This window comes from Cryomorphaceae bacterium (genome assembly GCA_007695365.1).
In the GTDB taxonomy this organism is placed as follows: domain Bacteria; phylum Bacteroidota; class Bacteroidia; order Flavobacteriales_D; family SKUL01; genus SKUL01.
Genome location: REDV01000091.1, coordinates 1 through 22,568 on the forward strand (window position 1 = coordinate 1; position 22,568 = coordinate 22,568).

General features: G+C 52.1%; 16 protein-coding genes. 13 read left to right on the plus strand and 3 right to left on the minus strand.

Translation table 11 applies throughout. The features are described from left to right. A partial coding sequence (locus tag EA392_08605; protein ID TVR38738.1) for a S9 family peptidase occupies window positions 1–690 on the plus strand: 690 nt, incomplete at its 5' end. An 18-nt stretch (window positions 691–708) separates the two neighbouring features. Here the strand turns inward: EA392_08605 and EA392_08610 are convergent. Further along, a complete protein-coding gene (locus tag EA392_08610; protein ID TVR38739.1) occupies window positions 709–4,578 on the minus strand; it encodes a gliding motility-associated C-terminal domain-containing protein in 3,870 nt (1,289 codons plus the stop codon). Window positions 4,579–4,764: 186 nt separating this feature from the next. Between EA392_08610 and EA392_08615 the strand changes: the two genes are divergently transcribed. Beyond that, window positions 4,765–6,663 (plus strand): amidophosphoribosyltransferase, encoded by a 1,899-nt coding sequence (locus tag EA392_08615; GenBank protein ID TVR38740.1) that lies wholly within the window; start codon window positions 4,765–4,767, stop codon window positions 6,661–6,663. Window positions 6,664–6,670: 7 nt separating this feature from the next. On the opposite strand, the gene EA392_08620 is transcribed toward EA392_08615, so the two are convergent. After that, entirely contained in the window at window positions 6,671–8,833 is a 2,163-nt protein-coding gene (locus EA392_08620; protein TVR38741.1) for a hypothetical protein, read from the minus strand. On the opposite strand from EA392_08620, the gene EA392_08625 reads away from it, so the two are divergent. From EA392_08625 to EA392_08670, 10 genes are all read left to right on the plus strand, one after another. Further along, complete coding sequence (locus EA392_08625; GenBank protein ID TVR38742.1) at window positions 8,826–9,614, plus strand: enoyl-CoA hydratase; 789 nt, start codon at window positions 8,826–8,828, stop codon at window positions 9,612–9,614. The genes EA392_08620 and EA392_08625 overlap by 8 nt on opposite strands. Window positions 9,615–9,641: 27 nt before the next feature. After that, window positions 9,642–11,129 carry a polysaccharide biosynthesis protein gene (locus tag EA392_08630; protein TVR38743.1) on the plus strand — a complete coding sequence of 496 codons (1,488 nt, stop codon included), beginning with the start codon at window positions 9,642–9,644 and terminating at the stop codon, window positions 11,127–11,129. A gap of 14 nt (window positions 11,130–11,143) precedes the next feature. Then, window positions 11,144–11,587 (plus strand): dUTP diphosphatase, encoded by a 444-nt coding sequence (locus EA392_08635; protein ID TVR38744.1) that lies wholly within the window; start codon window positions 11,144–11,146, stop codon window positions 11,585–11,587. 13 nt (window positions 11,588–11,600) lie between these two features. After that, window positions 11,601–12,605: a nucleotidyltransferase gene (locus EA392_08640; protein TVR38745.1), complete on the plus strand. Its 1,005-nt coding sequence runs from the start codon at window positions 11,601–11,603 to the stop codon at window positions 12,603–12,605. Window positions 12,606–12,609: 4 nt separating this feature from the next. Further along, window positions 12,610–14,328: a hypothetical protein gene (locus tag EA392_08645; GenBank protein TVR38746.1), complete on the plus strand. Its 1,719-nt coding sequence runs from the start codon at window positions 12,610–12,612 to the stop codon at window positions 14,326–14,328. Next, window positions 14,321–15,226, plus strand: a complete 906-nt coding sequence (locus EA392_08650) for a DUF4292 domain-containing protein (GenBank protein TVR38747.1) — start codon at window positions 14,321–14,323, stop codon at window positions 15,224–15,226. The genes EA392_08645 and EA392_08650 overlap by 8 nt, the downstream gene beginning before the upstream one ends. Next, a complete protein-coding gene (locus EA392_08655; protein TVR38748.1) occupies window positions 15,207–16,421 on the plus strand; it encodes a hypothetical protein in 1,215 nt (404 codons plus the stop codon). Before EA392_08650 ends, EA392_08655 begins: the two co-directional genes overlap by 20 nt. A gap of 33 nt (window positions 16,422–16,454) precedes the next feature. Beyond that, on the plus strand, window positions 16,455–17,732 hold the full coding sequence (locus tag EA392_08660; protein ID TVR38749.1) for a cytochrome-c peroxidase: 1,278 nt from the start codon (window positions 16,455–16,457) through the stop codon (window positions 17,730–17,732). Then, a complete protein-coding gene (locus tag EA392_08665) occupies window positions 17,729–19,219 on the plus strand; it encodes a cytochrome-c peroxidase (GenBank protein TVR38750.1) in 1,491 nt (496 codons plus the stop codon). Before EA392_08660 ends, EA392_08665 begins: the two co-directional genes overlap by 4 nt. Before the next feature lie 62 nt (window positions 19,220–19,281). Beyond that, window positions 19,282–19,842, plus strand: a complete 561-nt coding sequence (locus tag EA392_08670) for a hypothetical protein (GenBank protein TVR38751.1) — start codon at window positions 19,282–19,284, stop codon at window positions 19,840–19,842. A gap of 38 nt (window positions 19,843–19,880) precedes the next feature. On the opposite strand, the gene EA392_08675 is transcribed toward EA392_08670, so the two are convergent. Then, complete coding sequence (locus EA392_08675) at window positions 19,881–21,419, minus strand: AbgT family transporter (GenBank protein TVR38759.1); 1,539 nt, start codon at window positions 21,417–21,419, stop codon at window positions 19,881–19,883. Window positions 21,420–21,538: 119 nt separating this feature from the next. Between EA392_08675 and EA392_08680 the strand changes: the two genes are divergently transcribed. Then, a complete protein-coding gene (locus EA392_08680; protein TVR38752.1) occupies window positions 21,539–22,561 on the plus strand; it encodes a tryptophan 2,3-dioxygenase in 1,023 nt (340 codons plus the stop codon). Window positions 22,562–22,568 lie beyond the last annotated feature (7 nt).

A 22,568-nucleotide genomic window follows, 5' to 3' on the forward strand; every position in this document is an offset into this window, starting at 1 on the left:
TACGGCTCCTACGGAAACTCTATGGATCCCTATTTCAGCTCGGTGCGCTTGTCACTGCTCGACAGAGGTTTTGTGTTTGCCATCGCCCACATCCGCGGCGGAGAAGAAATGGGGCGGCGCTGGTACAACGACGGAAAGATGCTCAACAAAATGAACACCTTTACCGACTTTATTGATTGCGGAGAGTTCCTGGTTCAGGAAAAGTATGCAGCCCCCGACCAACTCTATGCAATGGGCGGTAGCGCTGGTGGATTGCTTATGGGTGCCGTCATGAATATGCGTCCTGACCTGTGGGCCGGAATGGTGGCCCAGGTGCCTTTTGTGGATGTGGTAACCACCATGCTCGACGAGAGCATTCCGCTTACCACAGGCGAATATGACGAATGGGGAAACCCCAACGAGGAAGAGTACTACCATTACATGAAGTCCTACTCACCCTACGACAACATTGCTGAGGTTAACTACCCGCATATTCTGGTTACCACAGGCTACTGGGATTCTCAGGTTCAATACTGGGAGCCCGCCAAGTGGGTGGCCTTGCTGCGAACGCGAAACACAGGCGATAACTTGATTCTTCTTCAAACCAACATGGACGCCGGACACGGCGGTGCATCGGGTCGTTATCAGCGTTTCCGCGAGGTAGCACTGGAATACGCGTTTTTGCTGAAGATTGCCGGCAAAACTGAGTAAGCAGGAAGCCTTCTTACCTCAGCGCACAACCGTAACATGGCCCCGCTTTTCGAAACGGACGCCGGTGTGTTCGCGCGCTGTGATTTCCCATACAAACACAGCAGGGGCAACGTAGTGACGGTTTACGCTGCCGTCCCAACCGTCGTTAATGTCGAACGATTCAAAAACCAGCTCGCCCCAGCGGTTAAAAATGCGCATGTGAAATTCTTCGATTTCACTTCCAACAGCCTTAAAAATGTCATTCACACCATCGCCGTTGGGAGAAAAAGCGTTGGGCACATAGAGCGCGCCCGTAACCTGCACCAGCAGGCTGTCGGTTGCGGTGCAGCCGTTTTCGTCCACACTCGAGACGTACACCACCCCTGTTTCGGTGGCGTGAATGGTGGGAGAGGGGCATTCGGAGCAGCTCAGGTTAAAGTCTTCCGAGAACCAGCTCAATGTGCCATTTCCGGCGGCTTCCAGCTCCAGCAGATCGTAGTATTCAACCACCTGATCGGCCATGGCAAAAACCCACGGCGCGGGATGCACGGGCACTGTTACCGAGGCCAGGCCTGTGCAACCAAACTCGTCGGTAACCACTACTGAATAGGTTGTGGTGGTCCAGGGCGAAGCCAGGGGATTGGCAATGTAGGGGTTGTTGATACTGTGCTGGGGTGACCATGAATACGCCACACCACCATAAGCCTGCAAGGGAATGGGAGCGCCCGGGCAGGTGGTGTCGGGCTGATCCACCTCAGCCACCACAAAACCAACGTTTACCAGCACGGAATCGCGAACAGTACCACATTGATTGCTCACGTTTACGTAGTACCATGTAGTGGTAGCAGGGCTTGCCAGCGGATGCGAAATATTGTAGTCGTTGAGACCCGGAATCAGATCCCAAAGGTACTCGTCTCCTCCCAGGGCCCATATTAAGGCCACCCCGCCATCGCAAATGGAGGCCGTTCCGATGGTTTCCACAACAGGAGGTCCCGGCAAAATGGCAATTCCGGTCTGTGCAGTGTAATCACAGCCATTGGGAGAGGTGATGGTCACAGTATAGGTGGTCGGTTCTTCAGGCGTAGCAACAGGGTTGGATGCGCTTGGGTCAGAAAGCGTTTCGGGTGGCGACCACGAATAACTCACACCGCCAAAAGCCGAAATCTGCACCGATTCGCCCAGGCAGATAGTCTGGTCGTCACTGCTGCCGTATTCTTCCTGCCAGATGTTAACGCTTACCGTATCGCTGATGGAACCGCACCACGTGCTGCTGGTCACCACAAACTGTGTGTTCTCGGTGGCCCACACCATTGGGCTGTTGCTGGTGGGGTCGCTTACCTGCGCGGCCGGAAACCAGACGTATGAGTCGCCGCCTGAAACGAACAACTGCACTGTATCTCCGGCGCAAATAGTAGTTCCGGGACTGAGTTCAATGTCCGGAGGGGGCACTACCGTAATGATTACTTCTGCTGTATCGGGCTGAATACAATCCGCAATATCGCTGGCAATCATGGTTATCACATATTCGCCGGGTTCGTCAAAGACAAAACTCGGATTGGTTGCATTGGAGCTGCCGAGGCCAGCAAAGTCCCATTCAAACTGATTGGCTATAAGTGTGTTGTTAAGAAAGCTTACGGTGGTTCCGGCACACACCTCTTCCGGGCCTACCACAGAGATCAATGCAGTGATGGTGGCCAGATCAAACTTAAAAACCCCCAGGTTGCAGCTACCGTTGGCGTTGTTGGCATTGTTGGTGGTTGACCAAACCCCGGGTTGGGTAGGGAAATCACTGCCTCCTCCGCATCCTGCACAAACAGCCTGATATACTGTGCCCCGCTTGTCAAAACGGCTGGTTCCTCCATCCACGTGCTCATTGCTCACACCGCCGCCAAAAAAGGTGGCATAGTCCAGGGATTCGGCATCTGGAGAAAGAACCATGAGGTAAAAGTCGCTCCCGTTGGTCGTGGTTTGAAAAGCTCCGGGTGTAATGGGTAGCCCCTCGGTAGTGCTGGTAACCACGCCACCGGCGTTTACATTGGTTTCGCCTCCCCAGCCGGATAGGTAGATTTGATCACAGTTTGAAACCAGGAAAGCCGACAACGAGATGTTCGGCCCTCCGTTGCCATTTCCAACTACTGTTGACAACAAGCTTGTGGTTAGGTTCGGCGTGAGTTTGTGAATAAAATGCCCGCTGTTGGGATTGCTGTACACCCCGTCGCTTACAGGGTAATTACCTTCTGTTTGTCCAACGACCCAAACGTTTTCATCGGTATCGAGCTGAACAAAAAACGCTTCTTCGTAAAAGGCCGTTCCCAGGTACGTACACCCGGTGAGGGTTTGCCCGTTGGCAGCAATGCGGGCCACAAAACCGTCCCGCCCACCTCCGTAGGCGGGCTGGTAAGCATTGGCAAGAGCCGGGAAGTTATTGCTGGCGGTTCCTCCCGCAATAAAAACCGAGCCGTTGGAGGCCAGTTGCACGCTAAAAGCAGCATCCGACATCTGCCCGCCTATATAGGACGCCCATACCATGTTGCCCAGGTTGGGCGACATGCGAAAAACCACCCCGTCAGTACCGCCACCGCCGTAAGTGCCCTGAAAAGTACCGGGAGTGGTTGGAAAATCGGTGGAGTTTGTAACACTCGCAACAAACACATCGCCGTTGGGTCCAACAATGATTTCACCCCGAAATGCGTCGCCGTAATTGTACTCCAGAAAGGGGTCGAGGTTGATGCCGTCGTTGCCGCTACCGCCTACGTAGGTAGAAGAGAGCAGGTTGGTTCCCGCAGCATTAAAACGGCACACAAAAATATCCGTACCCCCTACATGGCTGAAGCCGTAACCCACGTTGAAATTAAAATTGGTGCCCCCACCAAAAGTGGGCTGAAAAGAACCGGCGGTTGTTGGAAAGTTGTACGAGCCGGTGCTGCCCAACACATACAGTTCATTGTTTTCATTCACCACCAAGCTATGCGGACATTCGTTGCCGGCACCACCCAGAAACGTAGAGTAAATCAGTGCAGTGCCATCAGCGCTGAATTTGGAAATGGCTGCGTCAATGGTGCCTCCGTTGAATCCGGCGTCGAAAGCCCCTGCTGAGGTTGGATATCCTCCCCCAAACACGATGGCACCTGCGTACAGGTTGCCGTCGTCGTCATACGTGGCGGTAAACCCAAAGCTGGAGCTATTGCTGCCAACAAAACTCGAGAAACTGATTTCCGGGTCAATAACCAATGGGTAGTTGGTATCAAGGCCGTCCGGAAATTCAAAAGACAAAACATTTCCATCCAGCCGATAGTTACAAGCCACCCGAATGAGGCGCTCGCCTTGCATTTGATAGGCAAAGGGCGGTTGTTCAATGTATGAGCCCACGGATGTGACAATGTGCAATTGTCCGTCGAGAAGTTCCAACCGTTCAGCACCGTCGTAGGCAAGCTGAACTTGAGCAGGATCGGCTCCGGCGGCCAGTTGAAGGTCGTATTTCAGCACGCCGTTTTTGCGGTACACAAACAAATCAATGTCATCGTAAATGGATTTGCGCTTCACCCACTCATGGCTTCTTACCCCTGTAGCCCACCTGCTGGAATCGCTGTCCAGATAATAGTTGAAATAGAAAGGCGACGACTCCGACAGGCCAAAATCACCCGCCTCTTTCGCCCCTACAAATCGGGTTTTAACAGCATGACAGGCAACATCTTCAAAGCCCAGTTCTGATTGCCCCGCGTGAATATTGGCCATGGCTTCAGCATCGAAAAGAGCATAAGTAAAACCATCCCGGTCCATAAAGAAGTGCCCGCCCGGAATCTCGGCGCGGAAATACACGTCGGGATGCCATTGCCCTCGGTTGGGGGTAAGGAAATAGTCAGGACCGTGTGCAAAACTCCACACCGAAGTCAGCACAGCGGCCAGCAATATGTAGGTGCGCTTAAACAAAACGTTTACAACCCGGAAAGTTACGAATTTAATGACGACATGATGCTTTGCAGGTTGTCACACAGGCAGGGGCTTTTTCGATGAAAGCAAGCCGATTCCGAATCATCCCCTCTGTCGTTCAAAAAGGCTAAATTTGCGCCTTCTTCAGGAAGGCCCTTTCAATCTATGAGTGACCCCATTAAACACGAGTGCGGAATCGCACTGCTCAGGCTCAAAAAACCCCTGCAACACTACCTAGAGAAGTACGGCACACCGCTGTATGGCCTCAACAAAATGTACCTGTTGATGGAGAAACAACACAACCGCGGTCAGGACGGCGCGGGAGTGGCCAACATCAAATTCGACGTAGAACCCGGGCAGCGGTATATTAGCCGAAAGCGCTCCAATTCAGCCTCGCCCATCAAGGACGTCTTTGAACAAATCAACACCTATTTCCGGACGGTAGAGGAAAACCAGCCCGAAAAACTGCGGGATGTGGATTGGATGAAGCGCAACCTGCCTTTTACAGGGGAGCTTTTTCTTGGGCACGTGCGCTACGGCACATTCGGGGGTCAAAGCATTGAAAGCGTGCACCCTTTTCTTCGGCAAAACAACTGGATGACGCGTAACCTGGTAGTGGCAGGAAATTTTAACCTGACCAACGTGGATGAGCTTTTCAGTTTGTTGGTTGACATCGGCCAGCACCCCAAGGAGATGTCGGACACGGTTACCGTGATTGAAAAAATTGGCCACTTTCTGGATGAAGAGAACCAACGGCTTTACGACCAGTACAAAGCCATGGGTTATACCCGTCGGCAAATTAGTGGGTTGATTGCCGAACAGCTCGATGTGCAGCGCATCCTTAAAAATGCTGCAGAAGATTGGGACGGAGGCTACGCCATGGCCGGGCTTTTTGGGCATGGAGATGCCTTTGTGCTGCGCGACCCCTCCGGAATCAGGCCGGCATTTTACTACGAAGATGATGAGATTTGCGTGGTAACATCTGAGCGACCGGTTATTCAAACGGCCTTTAATGTGCCCGTGGAAGCTGTAACCGAGATACCTCCGGGCGAAGCGCTGGTCATTAAGCGCAGTGGCGAAATGAGCCTCAAACCCGTACGGCAACCCCTCGAGAAAAAAGCCTGCTCGTTTGAAAGAATTTACTTCTCGCGCGGCAGCGACCGCGACATTTACCGCGAGCGACTCGAACTTGGCCGTTTGGTGTGCAACCAGGTGCTCAAAGCTGTGAACCATGATCTTGACCACACGGTTTTGTCTTTCATCCCCAACACAGCCGAGACCGCTTTTTACGGCATGGTGAAGGGAATGGAAGATTATCTCAACGAGCAAAAGGCTCTGCACATTGCCAAAATGCAAATCAATGACGCCGAAGAGATTAAACGCGTGTTGTCGTGGAGACCGCGGGTAGAAAAGATAGCCATCAAAGACGCCAAGCTTCGCACTTTTATCACTGCAGATGTAGCCCGCGATGACATGGTGGCGCACGTGTACGACATCACCTACGGAACGGTGGAGCCCGGTGTGGATAACCTCGTGGTAATAGACGACTCCATTGTGCGCGGAACTACTTTGCGCCAAAGCGTCATTCGTATTCTGGATCGTTTGGGCCCTAAAAAAATTGTGGTGGTTTCTTCAGCCCCCCAGATACGCTTTCCGGATTGCTACGGTATTGACATGGCCAAGTTGGGCGACTTTGTGGCCTTTCAGGCGGCCATTGCATTGCTGCACGAGACGGGCATGAGCCACGTCATTGAGGAGGTGTACAACAAATGCAAGGAGCAGCAGAAACAGCCCAAAGAACAAATCAAAAACTACGTGAAGGAGATTTATGCGCCGTTTACGGCAGATGAGGTTTCGGCCAAAATTTCGGAACTGCTAACGCCTGCTTCAGTAAACTGCGAGGTAGAGATCCTTTTTCAAACGCTTGAAGGCTTGCACGCGGCCTGTCCTGATCACAAAGGCGATTGGTACTTCTCCGGAAATTACCCCACCCCTGGAGGAAACAAGGTGGTTAACCGCGCCTTTATCAACTACTACGAAGGCCGAAACGAACGGGCCTATTAGCCGCTTTTTATTGCTTGATAGTGCCGCCCGAACGCGCTCGCAACTGGCGGCGCCTTGCCTGAACAGTGGCCCCCGGCTCAACCACTAATTCTGCACCTTTTCGAACAATAATGCGCGCACCGCGGTCGAGTTCAAGACTTGCGCCGCTCTCCACAACAAGGCGGCTTCCGCGGTCAACAATTAATCGCGATTTGCGCGTCATCCTGGTTAGGGTGCCTTTTTTCAAAATGAAGGTGGTTGGGCTCACGAACACAAGTTGACCTCGTCTCTCAACCGGATTGATTCTTCGCGTTGCGGTTTCGCCGTGGTCAATGTGCAGTTTCACACCGCGGAGTATTTCGAGGTCGGTGTCGTTAAAAGGGTTTACGTGTAGCTCCAAAGTATCGGCGCACCAACGCGTGTTGCGATCCACTGCCGTTTGGTTAAATTGCACTTCTACAAGTATGCTGCCGTCTCCACGCTCCTCAACAAGTTCCACGGATATTCCGTTAAGCCTCACAATGCGGTTGTTTCTGGGGTCATCGCGTCTCGGAAGGTTACGACCGCTCACATAGGTCATCATGCTTGCAGCCGATGGGTTCCGGCCTATGGCTACCTTGTTGTTTCCGTCAACCCGAAATGCGTGCCGGCTGTGGCCGTATTTGGGCATCTGTACGTGATTTCCGCCACGCCCAAGCTCTACCAAAGGGTCCAGAATATCGTTGAATGCAAGCACGCTATCACCCTCTTTGTTGTAGGAAATGGCCTGCATGTCGTTGCTGCCCGTGAGCGGATTGGCAAACAAATCCGATTTGATGTGAATGCGTGTAGGAATGCGCCCCACCACCGAAACACTTGAGTCGCGCGTAAACAGGTAGTCGTGGTATCCATCTGCGAGCACGGGTCGCAGGTAGTCGGCGTAGCCCCCAAAAATACCCGGACCTTCTTTTCGATCGCGATCCACTTGCATCATCATGTATATGCCCGGGCTCGCTTTGGTCATGCCGTCGTAGTGTTCAAACACAAAGCGGTCGAATTCGATTCCGTTTTCGCGATACGTGCGATGGTTCTCAAGCCAGAGGTATTGTTGGTATTCAGATTCGGGGATAAACGGAATTTTGATTCGAAGTGCATCGCCCGATGTCGCGAAATCGCGCAGTAGATATCGGCCTGCGTGGTGGAGGTTTGTTGCGTCTAAATCAGTCTCAACCTCTGAGAGCCCATCCTGGTTTAGGGCTGATACCAGGTGTTCTTTACCGGGTCCACGCCACCCAAGCCGGTGTCTGTCCCACGCGTTGCAAATAGCCATGCAGGTGTTGGCATTACCCATCATGCCCCACCCGTATATGGTGGGAATAAAGTGATTGGTGTACACTGCACCACTCCCTCCGCAACAGTGAAAATTATTACCGCCTATGAGAAGGTGATTGAACTCGTGCCGCAATATGGTTTGCGGCACCTCCTGCCGCGAGGCAAACTGCGAATGGGTATCTGTGCGAAGTCCGAATATTGGTCCAAACGAGCTGCCGCTTGCTGAGCCGTTTCCGGGGCGGAGCAGGTGGAAGTTTCGCAAAAACATCATGACGTGGTCCAGCGACATTGGCTCGTCGGGCTCGTTGATTCGCGGCCTGCCAATTCCCGTGTTGTTTCGCCAGTTGTCAAAGGCCTCCATGGGCAGCCCGCGGCCCGTGCGGAATGCCTCCTTTGCGGGAAGTTTGTTGATTACCGCCCGCTTCACGTTGGTGAGATTCAAGGCGCCGATTTCGCTTTCTTTGAGTGTGATGACCTCGTGCCAGTAATCGCCTAACACGCGGAGGTTGCCCATCGAAATTACATCGTAATAGCGGGTCATGGTGGCCAGGGGCTGCTGAAGGTGAACAGCATCAAACACATCGTTTGCATAGCTGGGGAGCATGCCAGCCGGCCAGCCATCGTCGCCTCTGGGCCGGGGGTCCAGCTCGGGAGAGAGGTCGTATTCAATCTCAACAAAAAGCATGAGCACGCAGATGGTTCCATGCGGCGAGAGGTACCACCCGTTTTCGCTGCTGATATCGCTTTTGCCCGAAGAGCCCTGCGCATACAAAAAGCCTCCTAATGCCGTTAAGAGGCATGTTCCGATTACGCGAACCACAACCGGGTGCAACTGACGGATAAATTCTACATTTGCTACGAACCTCAAAACAATTTGCATGGACAATCAGCTCATTTTGCGGGAACAATCTGGTGAAATTCTAACGCTCACCATCAATCGCCCCAATCAGTTAAACGCACTCAACAAAGAAACCATCAAGGCCTTAAGCGACGCTCTCGGCGAGGCTGAAAATAACAATTCTGTACGTGTTGTGATTTTAACCGGCTCCGGTGAAAAGGCATTTGTTGCCGGTGCCGACATCAAAGAGTTTGCCCATTTCTCTGTAGATGAGGGAAAGCGCCTGAGCGCAGAAGGGCATGGCATTTTGTTCACGAAACTGGCGCAAATGACCACACCCGTCATTGCCGCCGTAAATGGTTTTGCACTAGGTGGCGGCCTGGAACTTGCCATGAGCGCGCACATCCGCGTGGCAAGCAACCGCGCACGCCTGGGGCTGCCCGAAGTTTCATTGGGGGTGATACCTGGCTACGGGGGTACCCAGCGATTAACACGTTTGGTGGGTTACGGCCGGGCGCTCGAAATGATTACCACAGCCGGCATGGTTTCGGCCGATGATGCCTGGCGCATGGGTTTGGTAAACCACGTTTGCGAACCGGAAGCCTTGCTGGATTTTTGCCACGAACTTGCCGGTAAAATCGCCAAAAACTCTCCTACGGCCATAGCAGCGGCTATCAGGGCTGTTAATGCAGGGTTTGAGCCGGGTGTTGACGGCCTCAGTGCTGAAGTAGAAGAGTTTGGAAAGTGTTTCGGAACCGACGATTTCAAGGAAGGCACCACGGCTTTTCTCGAAAAGCGCAAGGCGCAATTTACAGGCAACTAGCACCAGCCTCCAATTGGTAAACGGCACATGTCGCCCCTCAGAAAATTAGCAGGCCAAACAGCCATCTACGGCGTGAGCAGCATCGTGGGGCGATTGCTCAACTATTTTCTCGTTCCCTTCTACACGCGCATCTTTACACGCGAGCAGTTTGGGGTGGTGACGGAGATGTACGGTTATGTGGCTTTCCTGGTGGTGATCCTCACCTACGGAATGGAAACCGCATTCTTTCGTTTCAGCACCAAAACCGGAAGACCCGCACAGGTATACACCACCATTTTGTTATCGGTGATTTCTACCTCGGCCATGTTTATCTTCATAGCCACGCTCTTTTCGGTGCCAGTCGGCAATTTACTCGGTTACCCGAATCACACCGAATACATCATTTGGTTTGCCATTATTGTGGGCCTCGATGCCATTTCTGCCATACCCATGGCTCGGCTGCGGCAGGAGCTCAAAGCGCGGCGGTTTATGATTGTAAGTCTGGCCAATGTGATGGTAAACATCGGCCTTAACCTGTTTTTTCTGGTCTATTGCAAAGGGCACTACAACGAGCACGGTGAAGCATCCAACTGGGTGGTGCAAAACTTCTACAGCCCCGAAATTGGTGTAGGCTATGTGTTTATTTCCAACCTCGTGGCGAGCATCGTGAAACTTTTGTTGCTCAGTCCGCAGATTGTCTCTATCCGCATACAATACGACACGGCCCTCATGCGGGCGATGCTGCGATACGCCCTTCCGCTGATGATACTCGGTTTAGCGGGCATTGTAAACGAAACCATTGACCGAATTTTGCTGAAACACCTACTCAACCTTCCTGAAAAAGAAGCACTGGCAGAACTGGGCGTGTATGGAGCGTGCTACAAGGTGGCCATCATCATGAGCCTCGCTATCCAGGCCTACCGGTATGCCGCCGAGCCTTTTTTCTTCAACCAGGAAAAATCGAGCGACGCCAAACAAACCTATGCTACGTTGATGAGGTATTTCGTGATTTTAGCGGGGCTGATGTTTTTGGGAATTATGGTGTTTATTGATGTAGTGATGCTTTTTGTAGGAGAGGATTTCCGCGAGGGTGAGCGCGTAGTACCCATCCTGCTGATGGCCTACGTGTGTTACGGCATTGTGTTCAATCTCTCATTCTGGTTCAAACTCAGCGAACGAACCAACTGGGGGGCGGTGATTTCGGTAACGGGTGCGATCATCACCATTGTGCTGAATGTGTGGTTGATTCCCATTATTGGCTATATGGGTTCTGCATGGGCAACCCTGGCGAGCTATGGGGCCATGGTGCTGCTGTCCTTCGGGTTGGGTCAGCGGTATTACCCCATCCCGTACGACCTGCCGCGCATACTGGGATACCTGGCGCTGGCCCTTGGTATTTACGGCCTCTCTCTCTGGTTGCAGCCCGAAGAAGGTGTGTTGCGCTACGCAGTAGGTGTTGGCTTGGTGTTGCTCTTTTGCGCAGTGGTTTGGTTGTCAGAAACCCGAAAAAAACCGCTACTTTCGCAGCATTCCTAAACCCTCTGCACACCATGCAAATCAAGGTTATCAACCGGTCGTCGCACCCTCTTCCAAGGTACGAAACGCCATTGTCGGCGGGCATGGATTTGCGAGCAAACCTCGAGGAGCCCGTGAGCCTGAATCCGCTTGAGCGCGCTTTGATTCCAACGGGCTTGTTTCTGGAACTTCCAGCAGGAACAGAAGCACAGGTAAGACCTCGCAGCGGGCTGGCTGCCAAACATGGTATCACCGTGCTCAACGCGCCCGGCACTGTGGATGCCGATTACCGTGGTGAGGTGAAAGTAATCCTGGTCAATGTGTCCAACGAAACCTTTGAAATTGAAAACGGCATGCGCATTGCCCAGTTGGTGGTTGCACCGGTTTCGCAGGCCGAATGGAAGGAAACAGACCAGCTTGGCGAAACAGAACGGGGAGCAGGTGGTTTTGGAAGTACCGGAAACGGAGTAAACAGTTAACGACAACAAAGGCATGAAATTAATCATACCCATGGCGGGAATGGGAAAACGGATGCGGCCGCACTCACTCACGGTGCCCAAACCCCTGATTCCCGTGGCGGGCAAACCCATTGTAGAACACCTCGTTGAAGACATCGCCTCTGTGTGCGAAGAGGCGCTGGAGGAAATTCACTTTGTCATCGGTCGCTTTGGTGAGAAGGTAGAGCATATGCTCCTCAGTATTGCAGAGGCACAAGGAGCAAAAGGAATCATCTCCTACCAGGATGACGCCCTTGGAACGGCACACGCTATTCTTTGCGCGCGCGCATCGCTGAGTGGACACGTGATGGTGGCGTTTGCAGATACCCTTTTCAAAGCAGATTTTCGCCTCGACACCAGTGCAGAAGGCATCATCTGGACCAGTCGTGTGGACAATCCCGAGGCTTTTGGAGTGGTGCAAACCGACGAGCAGGGTCTGGTAAAAGCCTTTGTGGAAAAGCCCGAAACCTTTGTGTCAGACCGGGCCATTATTGGCATTTACTACTTCTCCGACGGCGAAAGACTGCTTCGCGAATTGCAGCGCCTGATAGACGAAGACATCCGAATTAAGGGCGGTGAATTTGGCCTGACCGATGCCCTGGAACACATGAAATCACAAGGTGTACAATTTAGAATTGATACCGTGAGCGAATGGCTGGATTGCGGGAACAAAGACGCAACCGTGTACACCAACCAGCGGGTACTTGCCAACAAATATCCCGATGGCATGATGCAAGCGGATATCAATTCCCTACACAGCTCCGTTATTCAACCGTGTTTTATCGGAAAAGGTGCCGTTTTGCGAAGCGCCGTGGTAGGCCCATACGCGAGCATCGGCCCAGGAACATTGGTTGAAAATGCCGTTGTTCGCAATAGTATTATTCAGGAAAACAGCGAAGTAAGAAATGTGGTGCTGGAGCAATCCATGGTAGGAAACCACGCTCAGATTTCCGCAAACCCAAGAAACGTAAGCGTTGGAGATTTCAATTATACAGACTAGGGTGATGAGGCTCACCATATGGGTGCTTGGTATCACCTTGCTTATGGCAGGATGTAAAAGCGCGCGCGATACTGTGGACGTTTCCAAAGAAACAAACGAAATTGTTCAACGCGAGTTCAAGCAGCACTTTTTCACCGGCCAGAAAGAGCGTCTATCTGGCAATGTGGACGGCGCGATTAAGTCATTTAAGAAGTGCATCGAGCTAAAGCCACACGAAAGTGCGCCGTATTATGAATTGGGCAGGCTCTACGAAAGGCAAAGCCGCCTGGAGTCGGCAGTGGAGATGTTGGCTGAAGCCAGCCGGCTGGACGGTGCCAATATTTGGTACCAGGGAATGTATGCGCAACTCAACGCCCGTATCGGCAACTACGAAAAGGCCATCAAAACCTACAAAAACATTATTCAGCAGTACCCCAACCAGTACGACTACTACTTTGAGCTGGCTGGAACGTATATCATGCTGGGAAATTACGATGAGGCCATCAAACTTTTTGATTCCATTGAAGAGAAACTCGGTTTGAACGAAGAAATAGCCCTCCAAAAGCAAATGCTTTACATGGAGATGGGCAAGCCCAAAGAGGCCATTCGCGAAGTGCTCAAACTTACCGAACTGGCCCCCGAGGAAATTCGCTACTGGGGCATTCTTGCAGAACTTTACGACGCCTCAGGTGAGCGCGAAAAAGCCATAGAAATATACGCTAAGCTGGCCGAAATGGACGACGACAACGGAATGCTGCGATTGTCATTGGCCGAATTTCACCGCAATGCCGGAGACATGGACAAGGCTTTTGCCGAACTCCAGCGAGCCTTTGTTAGCCCCGACCTTGAAATTGACGCCAAAATCAATGTCTTGCTGACGTATTACCAGGAAACAGAAACCGACCGGAAACTCATCGGCCAGGCGTATGAGCTTTGCGAACTCCTGCTTGAGCAGCACCCCAATGAAGCAAAGGCACACTCCATTTACGGCGATTTTTTGTACCGCGATGAACGCTTTGCCGAAGCCCGCGAAAGCTTTGGTAAAGCCGCCGCAATTGACAAGAACCGGTTTGTGCTTTGGAACCAAATGCTCATTCTTGATTCACAACTGGAAGACTTCGATTCGATGGTGAGCACCAGTGAGCAGGCCATAGAGTTGTTTCCAACCATGCCTTCGTTTTACCTCTTTCACGGCGTGGGCCTGATGCAGCAAAACCGCTTTGAAGAAGCAGTAGAATCGCTCCTTGCCGGAATTGACCTCGTGGTGGATAACTTTGGGCAACTGGCGCAGTTTTACGCTAGTCTCGGAGACGCATACCACGAGTTGGGAGAACATACCCTCAGCGACGAGGCTTATGACAACTCGCTCTCTATCAACGAAGACAACGCCTATGTGCTCAACAATTTCAGCTACTACCTGTCGTTGCGTGGTGAGTCGCTCGATAAAGCCTTGAAAATGTCCAAACGCGCAAATGAATTGCAGCCCGGCGAAGCATCTTTTCAGGACACCCACGCCTGGGTGTTGTACCGCAAAGGTCGCTATGAAGATGCGCGCCAATGGCTTGAGAAAGCCATGGATAGCGGAGGCAGCACACAGGGCGTAATCCTTGAGCACTACGGAGATGTGCTCTTTAAGCTCAACAGAACCGATGAGGCGGTAGAATATTGGAAACGAGCACGTGATGCAGGTGATGCCTCGGAGTTGATTGACCGCAAAATTGCCGATAAAAAGCTGCATGAATAGCTTTTGGTGGCGCATAGCATGGTTGGGCATCCTGCCGATGATCCTGCTGATGTCATGTCGTTCTAAAAGGGATGTTGCCGTGCGCGAGTATCCTGCCAAAAGCACACAGGAACTCATAGACTGGATTCAGCAGGGGGCCGCCGAATACGAAACTTTAAACGCAAAAGTATCCGCCGATGTTCGGGCCGAAGGCCGCAACAACTCCTTTCGGGCTACGCTACGCATTCGCCGGGATTCGGCCATTTGGGTGTCGGTTTCTCCGGCCATGGGAATAGAAGTTTTTCGTTTGCTCTGCACGCAAGACAGCGTGAAGTACATTGACAAAATCAAGAACAAGTACTTTATCGGCACCTACCAAAAGCTCAATGAGCTCACCAACAGTGACCTGACATTCGCAGGACTGGAAGACATCCTGGTGGGTAATCCGTTGTATTTTTTGCCTGAGCTGCGCTACCGCTCGCGCAACGACAATGTGGGCTATATGCTTGCAACGCGCAACTCCAACCGGTTGAGGCGGGCAGTAGGAGGCAGTGGGCAGGAAACCCCTGAGCTGCCTTTGGATACCACCGGAGAGCGCCAAATTGAACGTCGAATTATGCGCTTGCAGGACCGGCTCGACGAAGACGAGCTCATAGCCCGTCAATACTGGTTGCACCACGAATCGGGCAAGGTGGTACAAACCGTGTTTACCGATCTTCAGAGCGAGTTGTTTTTGCACGCGGCATACTCCGACCACGAGGATGTTTCAGGGCAACTCTTTCCGGGCCGCATTCAAGTCACGTTAGGAAATACCCAGGAACAAGCTACCTTTAGACTGTCCTACTCGCGTGTGCGCATCAACGAACCGGTTTCCATGCCTTTTTCAATCCCCGATAAATATGAGCAAGTGGTTAACTAGGGGTGTCCTCGCCGGGCTGATGCTGGTATGCACCAGCCTTTCCTCATTTGCACAGGACAAAGAAGCGCTGCAGAAAAAGCGCGACGAGCTAAATAAGCAAATCCAGATGACCGTGCAGCTCATCAAGGATGCCGAGCAAACGCAGAAAAACACCCAGAACCAGCTTCAGCTTACCGAATCGCGCATCAGGCTGCGAAAAGAACTGATTGCAACCATCACGGACGAAATCAGGCAAATCAACAACCAGATTGCCGAAAACGACGCCCTCATCGAGTCGCTTGCAGCCGACCTGGAACGCCTGCGCAACGAATACGCAGAGATGATTTACCGCGCCTACGTGAATCGAAACACCTACGACAAGCTGCTCTTTATCTTTTCGGCCGATGATTTTTTTCAGGCCCTGAAGCGCACCCGCTACATCAACCAGTACAGTGAGTACCGGGCCCGGCAAGCGGAGTTGATCAAGGAAACCACACGAAAAATTGAGGAGAAACAGGAGCTGCTCGCCCAGCAAAAGGAGGAAAAGTCGGCCCTGCTCGAAAACGAAAAGAAAGAACAGGAGAAACTGGCCCAGGATCAAAACAACCAGAAAAGCATCCTCAGCAAGTTGCAGGGCGAGACCCAGGCCCTCAGGAAAAAGCAAAAGCAGCAGGAGCAGGAGCGCAACAAGCTCAACAAAGAGATTCAGCGCATCATTGAGGCAGAGATTGCCGCAGCAAAGAAAAAAGGTGGTGGGGAGTTTACCCTCACCCCGGAGGCAGCGGCCCTTTCGGCCAATTTTGAAAGCAATAAAGGAAAACTGCCCTGGCCAGTTGAGCGCGGCGTCATCACCGGTAATTTTGGTAAGCAAAAACACCCTGTGCTTCCGGGTATCATGATTGAAAACAACGGCATCGACATTTCCACCAGCAAAGGAGCGCAGGTGCGGGCTATTTTCGACGGCGAAGTAACCAGCGTGTTTACCATCCCCGGCGCGGGCAAGAACATCATCATCAGTCATGGGGCTTATAGAACGGTATATACCAACATGCAAGAAGTGTTTGTAACCACCGGCGAAAAGGTAACCACCAAGCAAACACTGGGTATTTTGCAAACCGACGAGGAAGAGCAGAAAACCATTGCCCACCTCGAGATCTGGAAAATCAGCGCTGCGGGTACCACCAAGCAGAATCCGGCACTGTGGATTTTTAAGTAGCTTTGCTACGCGGGCGCTACCTTTGCATAACACATGCCCGCCCCCATCAAAAATATCCCCCCTCAACCAATTGCCTTTCAGACGCTGCTCTCAGCGGCTTTTCTCATCTTTCTTTTTGTGGGCTGTGATGAGGTGATACATGTGCAGAACGAGCCTCTTCGCACCGACTTTCACGAGCAACTTCAGCTAACGACAGACAAGATAGAGCTGTGTGCAAGCTGTCCGCCCGGCTTTGAGCGCACGCCCGACAACCGCTGCCTGCTTCGCACACCCTACCAGCAATACCAATCGTTGGGCAACTCAGGAGTAGGAGGCTTGCAAACCGCCCTTCCGGCGTGGAGAGATGGATTTTCGCCTCAGCAAATAGACCTCGGGCGCTACCTGTTTTTTGATCCCATTCTTTCGGGCAACGGCGAAATGTCGTGTGCGAGTTGTCACCACCCGGACAAAGGATTTAGCGATGGCCTGCCTCGAAGCAAAGGCCTCAACGGAGAAGAACTTGCAAGGGGAGCACCCTCGTTGTGGAACACAGCTTTTTTGCAACGCTTTTTTTGGGATGCCCGCGCAGAATCGCTCGAAGAACAGGCGTTGGAACCGCTCTTTCACGCCGATGAAATGAACAACTCACCTCAGCAACTTGAGGCCACCCTTAACCGGCACCCGGCATACACCCGGCTTTTTCAAGAGGCTTTTCCCCAGACGCAAAACAGACCCATTGCTGTGGCCGACGTGGCAACTGCGCTTACGGCTTTTCAGAGCACCCTCATTTCGCTCAACAGCCGCTACGACCAGTATGTACACGGCTACCACGACGCGCTGAACCAAAAAGAGATAGAAGGTTTCAATGTGTTCCGGTCTTTTGTGGCGCGATGTTCCGAATGCCATACCCCTCCCTTGTTCACCAACCAGCAAATTGCCGTGATTGGCAGCCCCGAACCCGATGGCCGTTCGCTTGATCCCGGCGTCGCCGAAACCACGGGCGAGGCTTCTCTGCGTGGCGGGTTTAAGGTGCCGGGCCTGCGCAACATTGCCCTTACAGCACCCTACATGCACAGCGGTAATTTCTCCGACCTGCGCGATGTGGTGGCGTTCTACAACAAAGGTCGCGGCCATGCCGTGCCGCCGGATGAAGACCTGCGCATTCACTGGCACATCTGGGAGCCCAACCTGAGCGAGTACGAGCTGGACAGGCTGGTGGATTTTCTGCACACCCTTACCGACGAGTCATTCAAGCCCCGCGTGCCGGAGGTGTTGCCGTCGGGATACTCTGCTCAATTTTTAACAACTTTACCCGAAAACCCCACTCCATGAAACGACTTCTGAAATGGACGGGCTGGCTACTCCTTGCCGGCGTTGTGTTTGGTGCCGGATTTCTTATCGGCGGAAATTTCCTTCGCAAGCCACCGCCACCTCCGCCCATGCCTACCTTTTTCTCCGGAGCTGAAAGCCGCGATGTAAACATTGAAGGCGAGCGCTCGGGTAGGGTAATTGACGTGAAAGAAGGACAGCTCATCCAGGAGGCGGTGATGGACGCCAGCCCGGGCGATTTAATCCGCGTTTTTCCGGGAACCTACCACGAAACGGTGTATGTGGATAAAAGCAACCTCACTTTTCAGGGGGTGATTCAGCACGGAAAGTGGCCGGTGCTCGACGGACGCGACTCACTCAACGATGCTTTTTTGTACAGTGGCCATTTCATCACCATTGAGAATTTCACGATGCAGAACTACAAAGGCAACGGCATAATGGGCCAGAGCGGAAACAACTTTGTGGTGCGCAACAACCGCATCATCAACACGGGAGTGTACGGCATTTTTCCGCAGTTTGGCAAAAATGGCCTCATTGAGCGCAACACGCTGTCGGGCATTGCCGACGCTGCCATATATGTGGGCATGAGCGACCACATTGACGTGCGCTTTAACGAAGTGTTCGAAAACGTGGCCGGTATTGAGATTGAAAACTGCCGGCACGCGCTGGTTGAGTACAACAATGTGTACAACAACACGGGGGGCATTCTGGTGTTTATTACCCCGGGGCTTCCCATCAAAACCTGCCGCGACGTGATTGTTCGAAACAACTTCGTGTACAACAACAACCACGAAAATTTTGGTGCGCCAGGCTCCATCGTGTCGTTCATTCCGCCGGGCAGCGGTATGGTCATTATGGCTGCCGACGACGTGACGGTGGAAAACAACATTATTTACGGCAACGACAACGTCGGCATTGCTATTACAGACCACGCCTTTCTGGGTTCTATTCCTGCCGACCCCGAAAGCGAGCCCAACCCAGACAGGGTGGTGCTGTTGGACAACCTCATGTTCAACAACGGAAACAATCCAGTGGAGGAGGTGAAGGTGCTGATGGCTACAAAATTCAGCAAACGCGGCCCGGATATTCTGGCCATTGGCGGGGGAGAAGGAAGTTGCATCCGCGACAGGGCGCGTTACCGCACCTTTGGGCTGGACGGGTATGCGGATTGCCCGGAGATTTCAACCGCAGATGTGCTGAGCTACCTGCTTCCGGAGCCGGCGCCCGAAGATGAGCGCACCCTCCACGACTTGGGTAAACTTACGTGGTACGGGGTGTGTTCGGGATGTCATGCCTATAACATTCGGCTGATTGGTCCTCCGGTCAATGCCCTGCAGGCCATGTACAAAGACAACCCGCAGGGAGTTGCAGATTACATTGTGAACCCCGAAAAACGCCGGCCCGATTTTCCGGAAATGCCACCCCAAAACTATCTGACAGCTGAAACCAGACTGGAAGTTGCGAGGTACATGCTGGAGTTGGAGGAGTAAAGTAGCGTTTAATCTTAAAGCTAATCAATGAACCATTGATAACCGGGTAATATTTTTCATATATGACGGTGAAAGAAAGGATTGAAAAAGTCTTAGAAGGAAAGGCATGCGGGGTTTATGAGCCAAACTCAATAGTCGAAATCGATGCTGAATGCTACGTTGTATATGTTCTTGCACACAACAATGAGCCTTTGCTGGTAGGTCAGGGAAAAAGGAACCGAGCCAAAATCATATTCGATGATTTGGATGCAGGCACGACAAGTCATTTCAAGGCATTGAAGGTCAGGCTATACCACCTATATCATAATGAAATTTTCCCACAATCATATTTTCAAAGGGTTATTGTGAAGTGCAAGGACAGGGAAGAATCTAAGCAGATCGAGAAACTACTTCACAGGGAGATGGGGGGAAACAACAATGATGTGCCTTGTGAAATCAAGACAAAACTTTTGGACGGATTGTCTCCTGATTCTGTTCCGTTTTTATTGTTGGAAATTGCTTTGATTTCTTCTTTCGGTGGAATTTCAGATATCATTAAATGGCGCAAAAAAGGCTTATTGAAGGATGAGGTTTGGACAGAACTCTCCACAAGACTTCGTTTGGATAAACTTGGTTTGAAGTAAGCCAATCGCTGAGCCTCAGGGAATATCAACTACTCTCCTTACTGCCCCAACTCATAAAAAAGCGGCGCTCCCGGCCCGATGGGGAATTCGAACAGAATCCAGATAGAAAGCAGAATGGCCCATCCAATGAGGAAAACCACGGAGTAGGGGAGCATGGCCGAAATCACAGTTCCGATACCCGCCTTTTTGTCGTAGCGCTGAATAAACGCCACAATCAGCGCGAAGTACGACATCATGGGTGAGATGATATTGGTTACGCTGTCACCCACGCGATAGGCCACCTGGGTGAATTCGGGCGAGTAACCAAGCAGCATGAACATCGGGATAAACACAGGCGCCATAATGGCCCACTTGGCAGATGCTGACCCCATTACAAGGTTAATGAACGCGGCCACCAGAATAAACATCAGCATCAGCGGAATAGGCCCCAGTCCGGAGGCCTTTAGCAAATCTGCCCCCGAAACAGCTACAATCAGCCCCAGATTGGTCCAGTTGAAGTAAGCCACAAACTGAGCCGCAAAAAACACCAGTACGATGTATGAGCCCAGGGTTTCCATGGCTTTCGACATGCCCTGCATTACATCGGAGTCGTTTTTGAAGGTTCCGGCACCAATTCCGTAAGCAATACCTGCCACGGCAGAGCTCAAAAAGATAAGCGCCACAATTCCCGACATAAAAGGCGATTTAAGAATGCCTCCGGTGGTGGCATCGCGTAAAAAACCATCACCGGGTATCAGTCCCCACAGAATGATTCCGGTAAAAACGAGCATGGCGATAAGCGCCCACCTCAACCCGCGTTTTTCGCTCGCGTTTAAGCGTCTTATTTCCTCTGGTTTTTCGTCACCGTCGTAGATGCCCAGGCGTGGTATGACAATTTTCTCGGTGGTCCATGTACCAAGTCCTGCTATGAGGAAAGTGGAAACAAACATGAAGTAATAGTTGCACGCGGGATTAACAGTGTAAGTAGGGTCAATGATGCGCGCGCCTTCTTCCGAGAGGCCGGCCAATAGCGGGTCGATGGTACCGAGGAGCAGGTTGGCACTGTAACCACCCGAAACACCTGCAAAAGCGGCTGCCAGTCCTGCAAGGGGGTGTCTTCCGGCAGCCAGAAAAATAACCGCAGCCAGGGGAACCAGCAACACGTAGCCAACCTCGCTGGCGGTGTTGGAAATCACACCGGCAAAAACAATGACAAAGGTGAGCAGCTTTTGGGGCGACGAAAGCACAACCAGTCGCAGTACCGTTCCGATCAGGCCGCTACCTTCGGCAATACCTATACCCAGCAAGGCCACAAGTACGGTTCCGAGCGGAGCAAAGGCGGTAAAGTTTACCACCATTTTGCTGAGAATCATGTCCAGACCTTCGCGCGACATCAGGTTGAAGGGCCGGATGGTTTCGCCGGTGCCGGGGTGCTCAACCGCCAAATCAAAGAGCCCTACAAACCATGAGAGCACAATCACCAGCAAGGCAAAAAGGGCAAACAAGGTGGCGGGGTGCGGAAGGGCGTTGCCCACCTTCTCCACAAAATTCAGGAACATATCAATGGCGCTGCGCCGCGCACGCTGCTCTGTGCTCATAAATAGCTTGGGTTTTCTGGAATTCGGGGGCGGAAAGTACAAAATCCGCATTGAAAGCGCGAAAACCAACCCGCGAATGCCAACACAATTTCCGTAATTTCGGCGCAAACCTTCGCGCTATGGCACACCCACCCGAAATGGAGGATCAAATCCTTAAACTTCGCGAGAAATATGAGTCTATGGGGCAGGATATCAACGCCTACCTCGACGGATTACTCTGCTCCAACTACCTTACTTATTGGGATTATATCCAGCTTGATACTCTGCTTTCGTTGCAGTCGCCCAAAACCGACTTTCCCGACGAGCTCATCTTTGTGATGTACCATCAAATTACCGAGCTGTATTTTAAACTGGCACTACACGAGCTCAGGCAAATTGCCTACAATGGCAAAAAGATTGCGCCCAACGGAAATGACCTGGGCTGGAACGAAAAACTCGATGCCGGTTTTCTCACCCGACGTCTGGCCCGGGTAAATGCATATTTCGAGGCCCTTACCAAGTCATTTGACATTATGGTAGAGGGGATGGAAAAAGAGCAGTTTTTGCGATTCCGGATGGCCTTGTTGCCCGCAAGCGGTTTTCAGTCGGCACAGTACAGAATGGTTGAGATTTGCTCCACCGATTTTATTCAACTTGTAGACAAAGACCACCGTGAGCGAATGAAATCCGGAAACCCCTCCATTGAGGAGATGTACGAGCACATTTACTGGAAGCAGGGCGCTACGGAAGTGGAGACAGGAAAAAAAACCCTTACGCTCAAGCAGTTTGAACAAAAGTACTCGGAGCAACTGTTGGCTTTGGCCCGAGAATATGCACCGCGCAATGTATGGGCAAAGTTTCGCGCGTTGCCTGAAGAAGAACGACGCAACCCCGAGTTGCTCTATCAACTTCGCCAGTTGGATGTGAATGTGAACATCAACTGGCCATTGGTACATTACAAATCGGCTGCGCGTTACCTGGGACGGGGCAAAGATGATGTGCCCGCCACAGGCGGAACCAACTGGCAGCAATACCTGCCTCCGCGTTTTCAGCGCAGAATTTTTTACCCCGAACTCTGGTCGCAACAGGAAAAAGAAGAATGGGGAAAAAATTGGGTAGAAAAAGAAGTGCTGAGGTCGCAAACGCACGAAAACCTCTCCTAACTTTGCG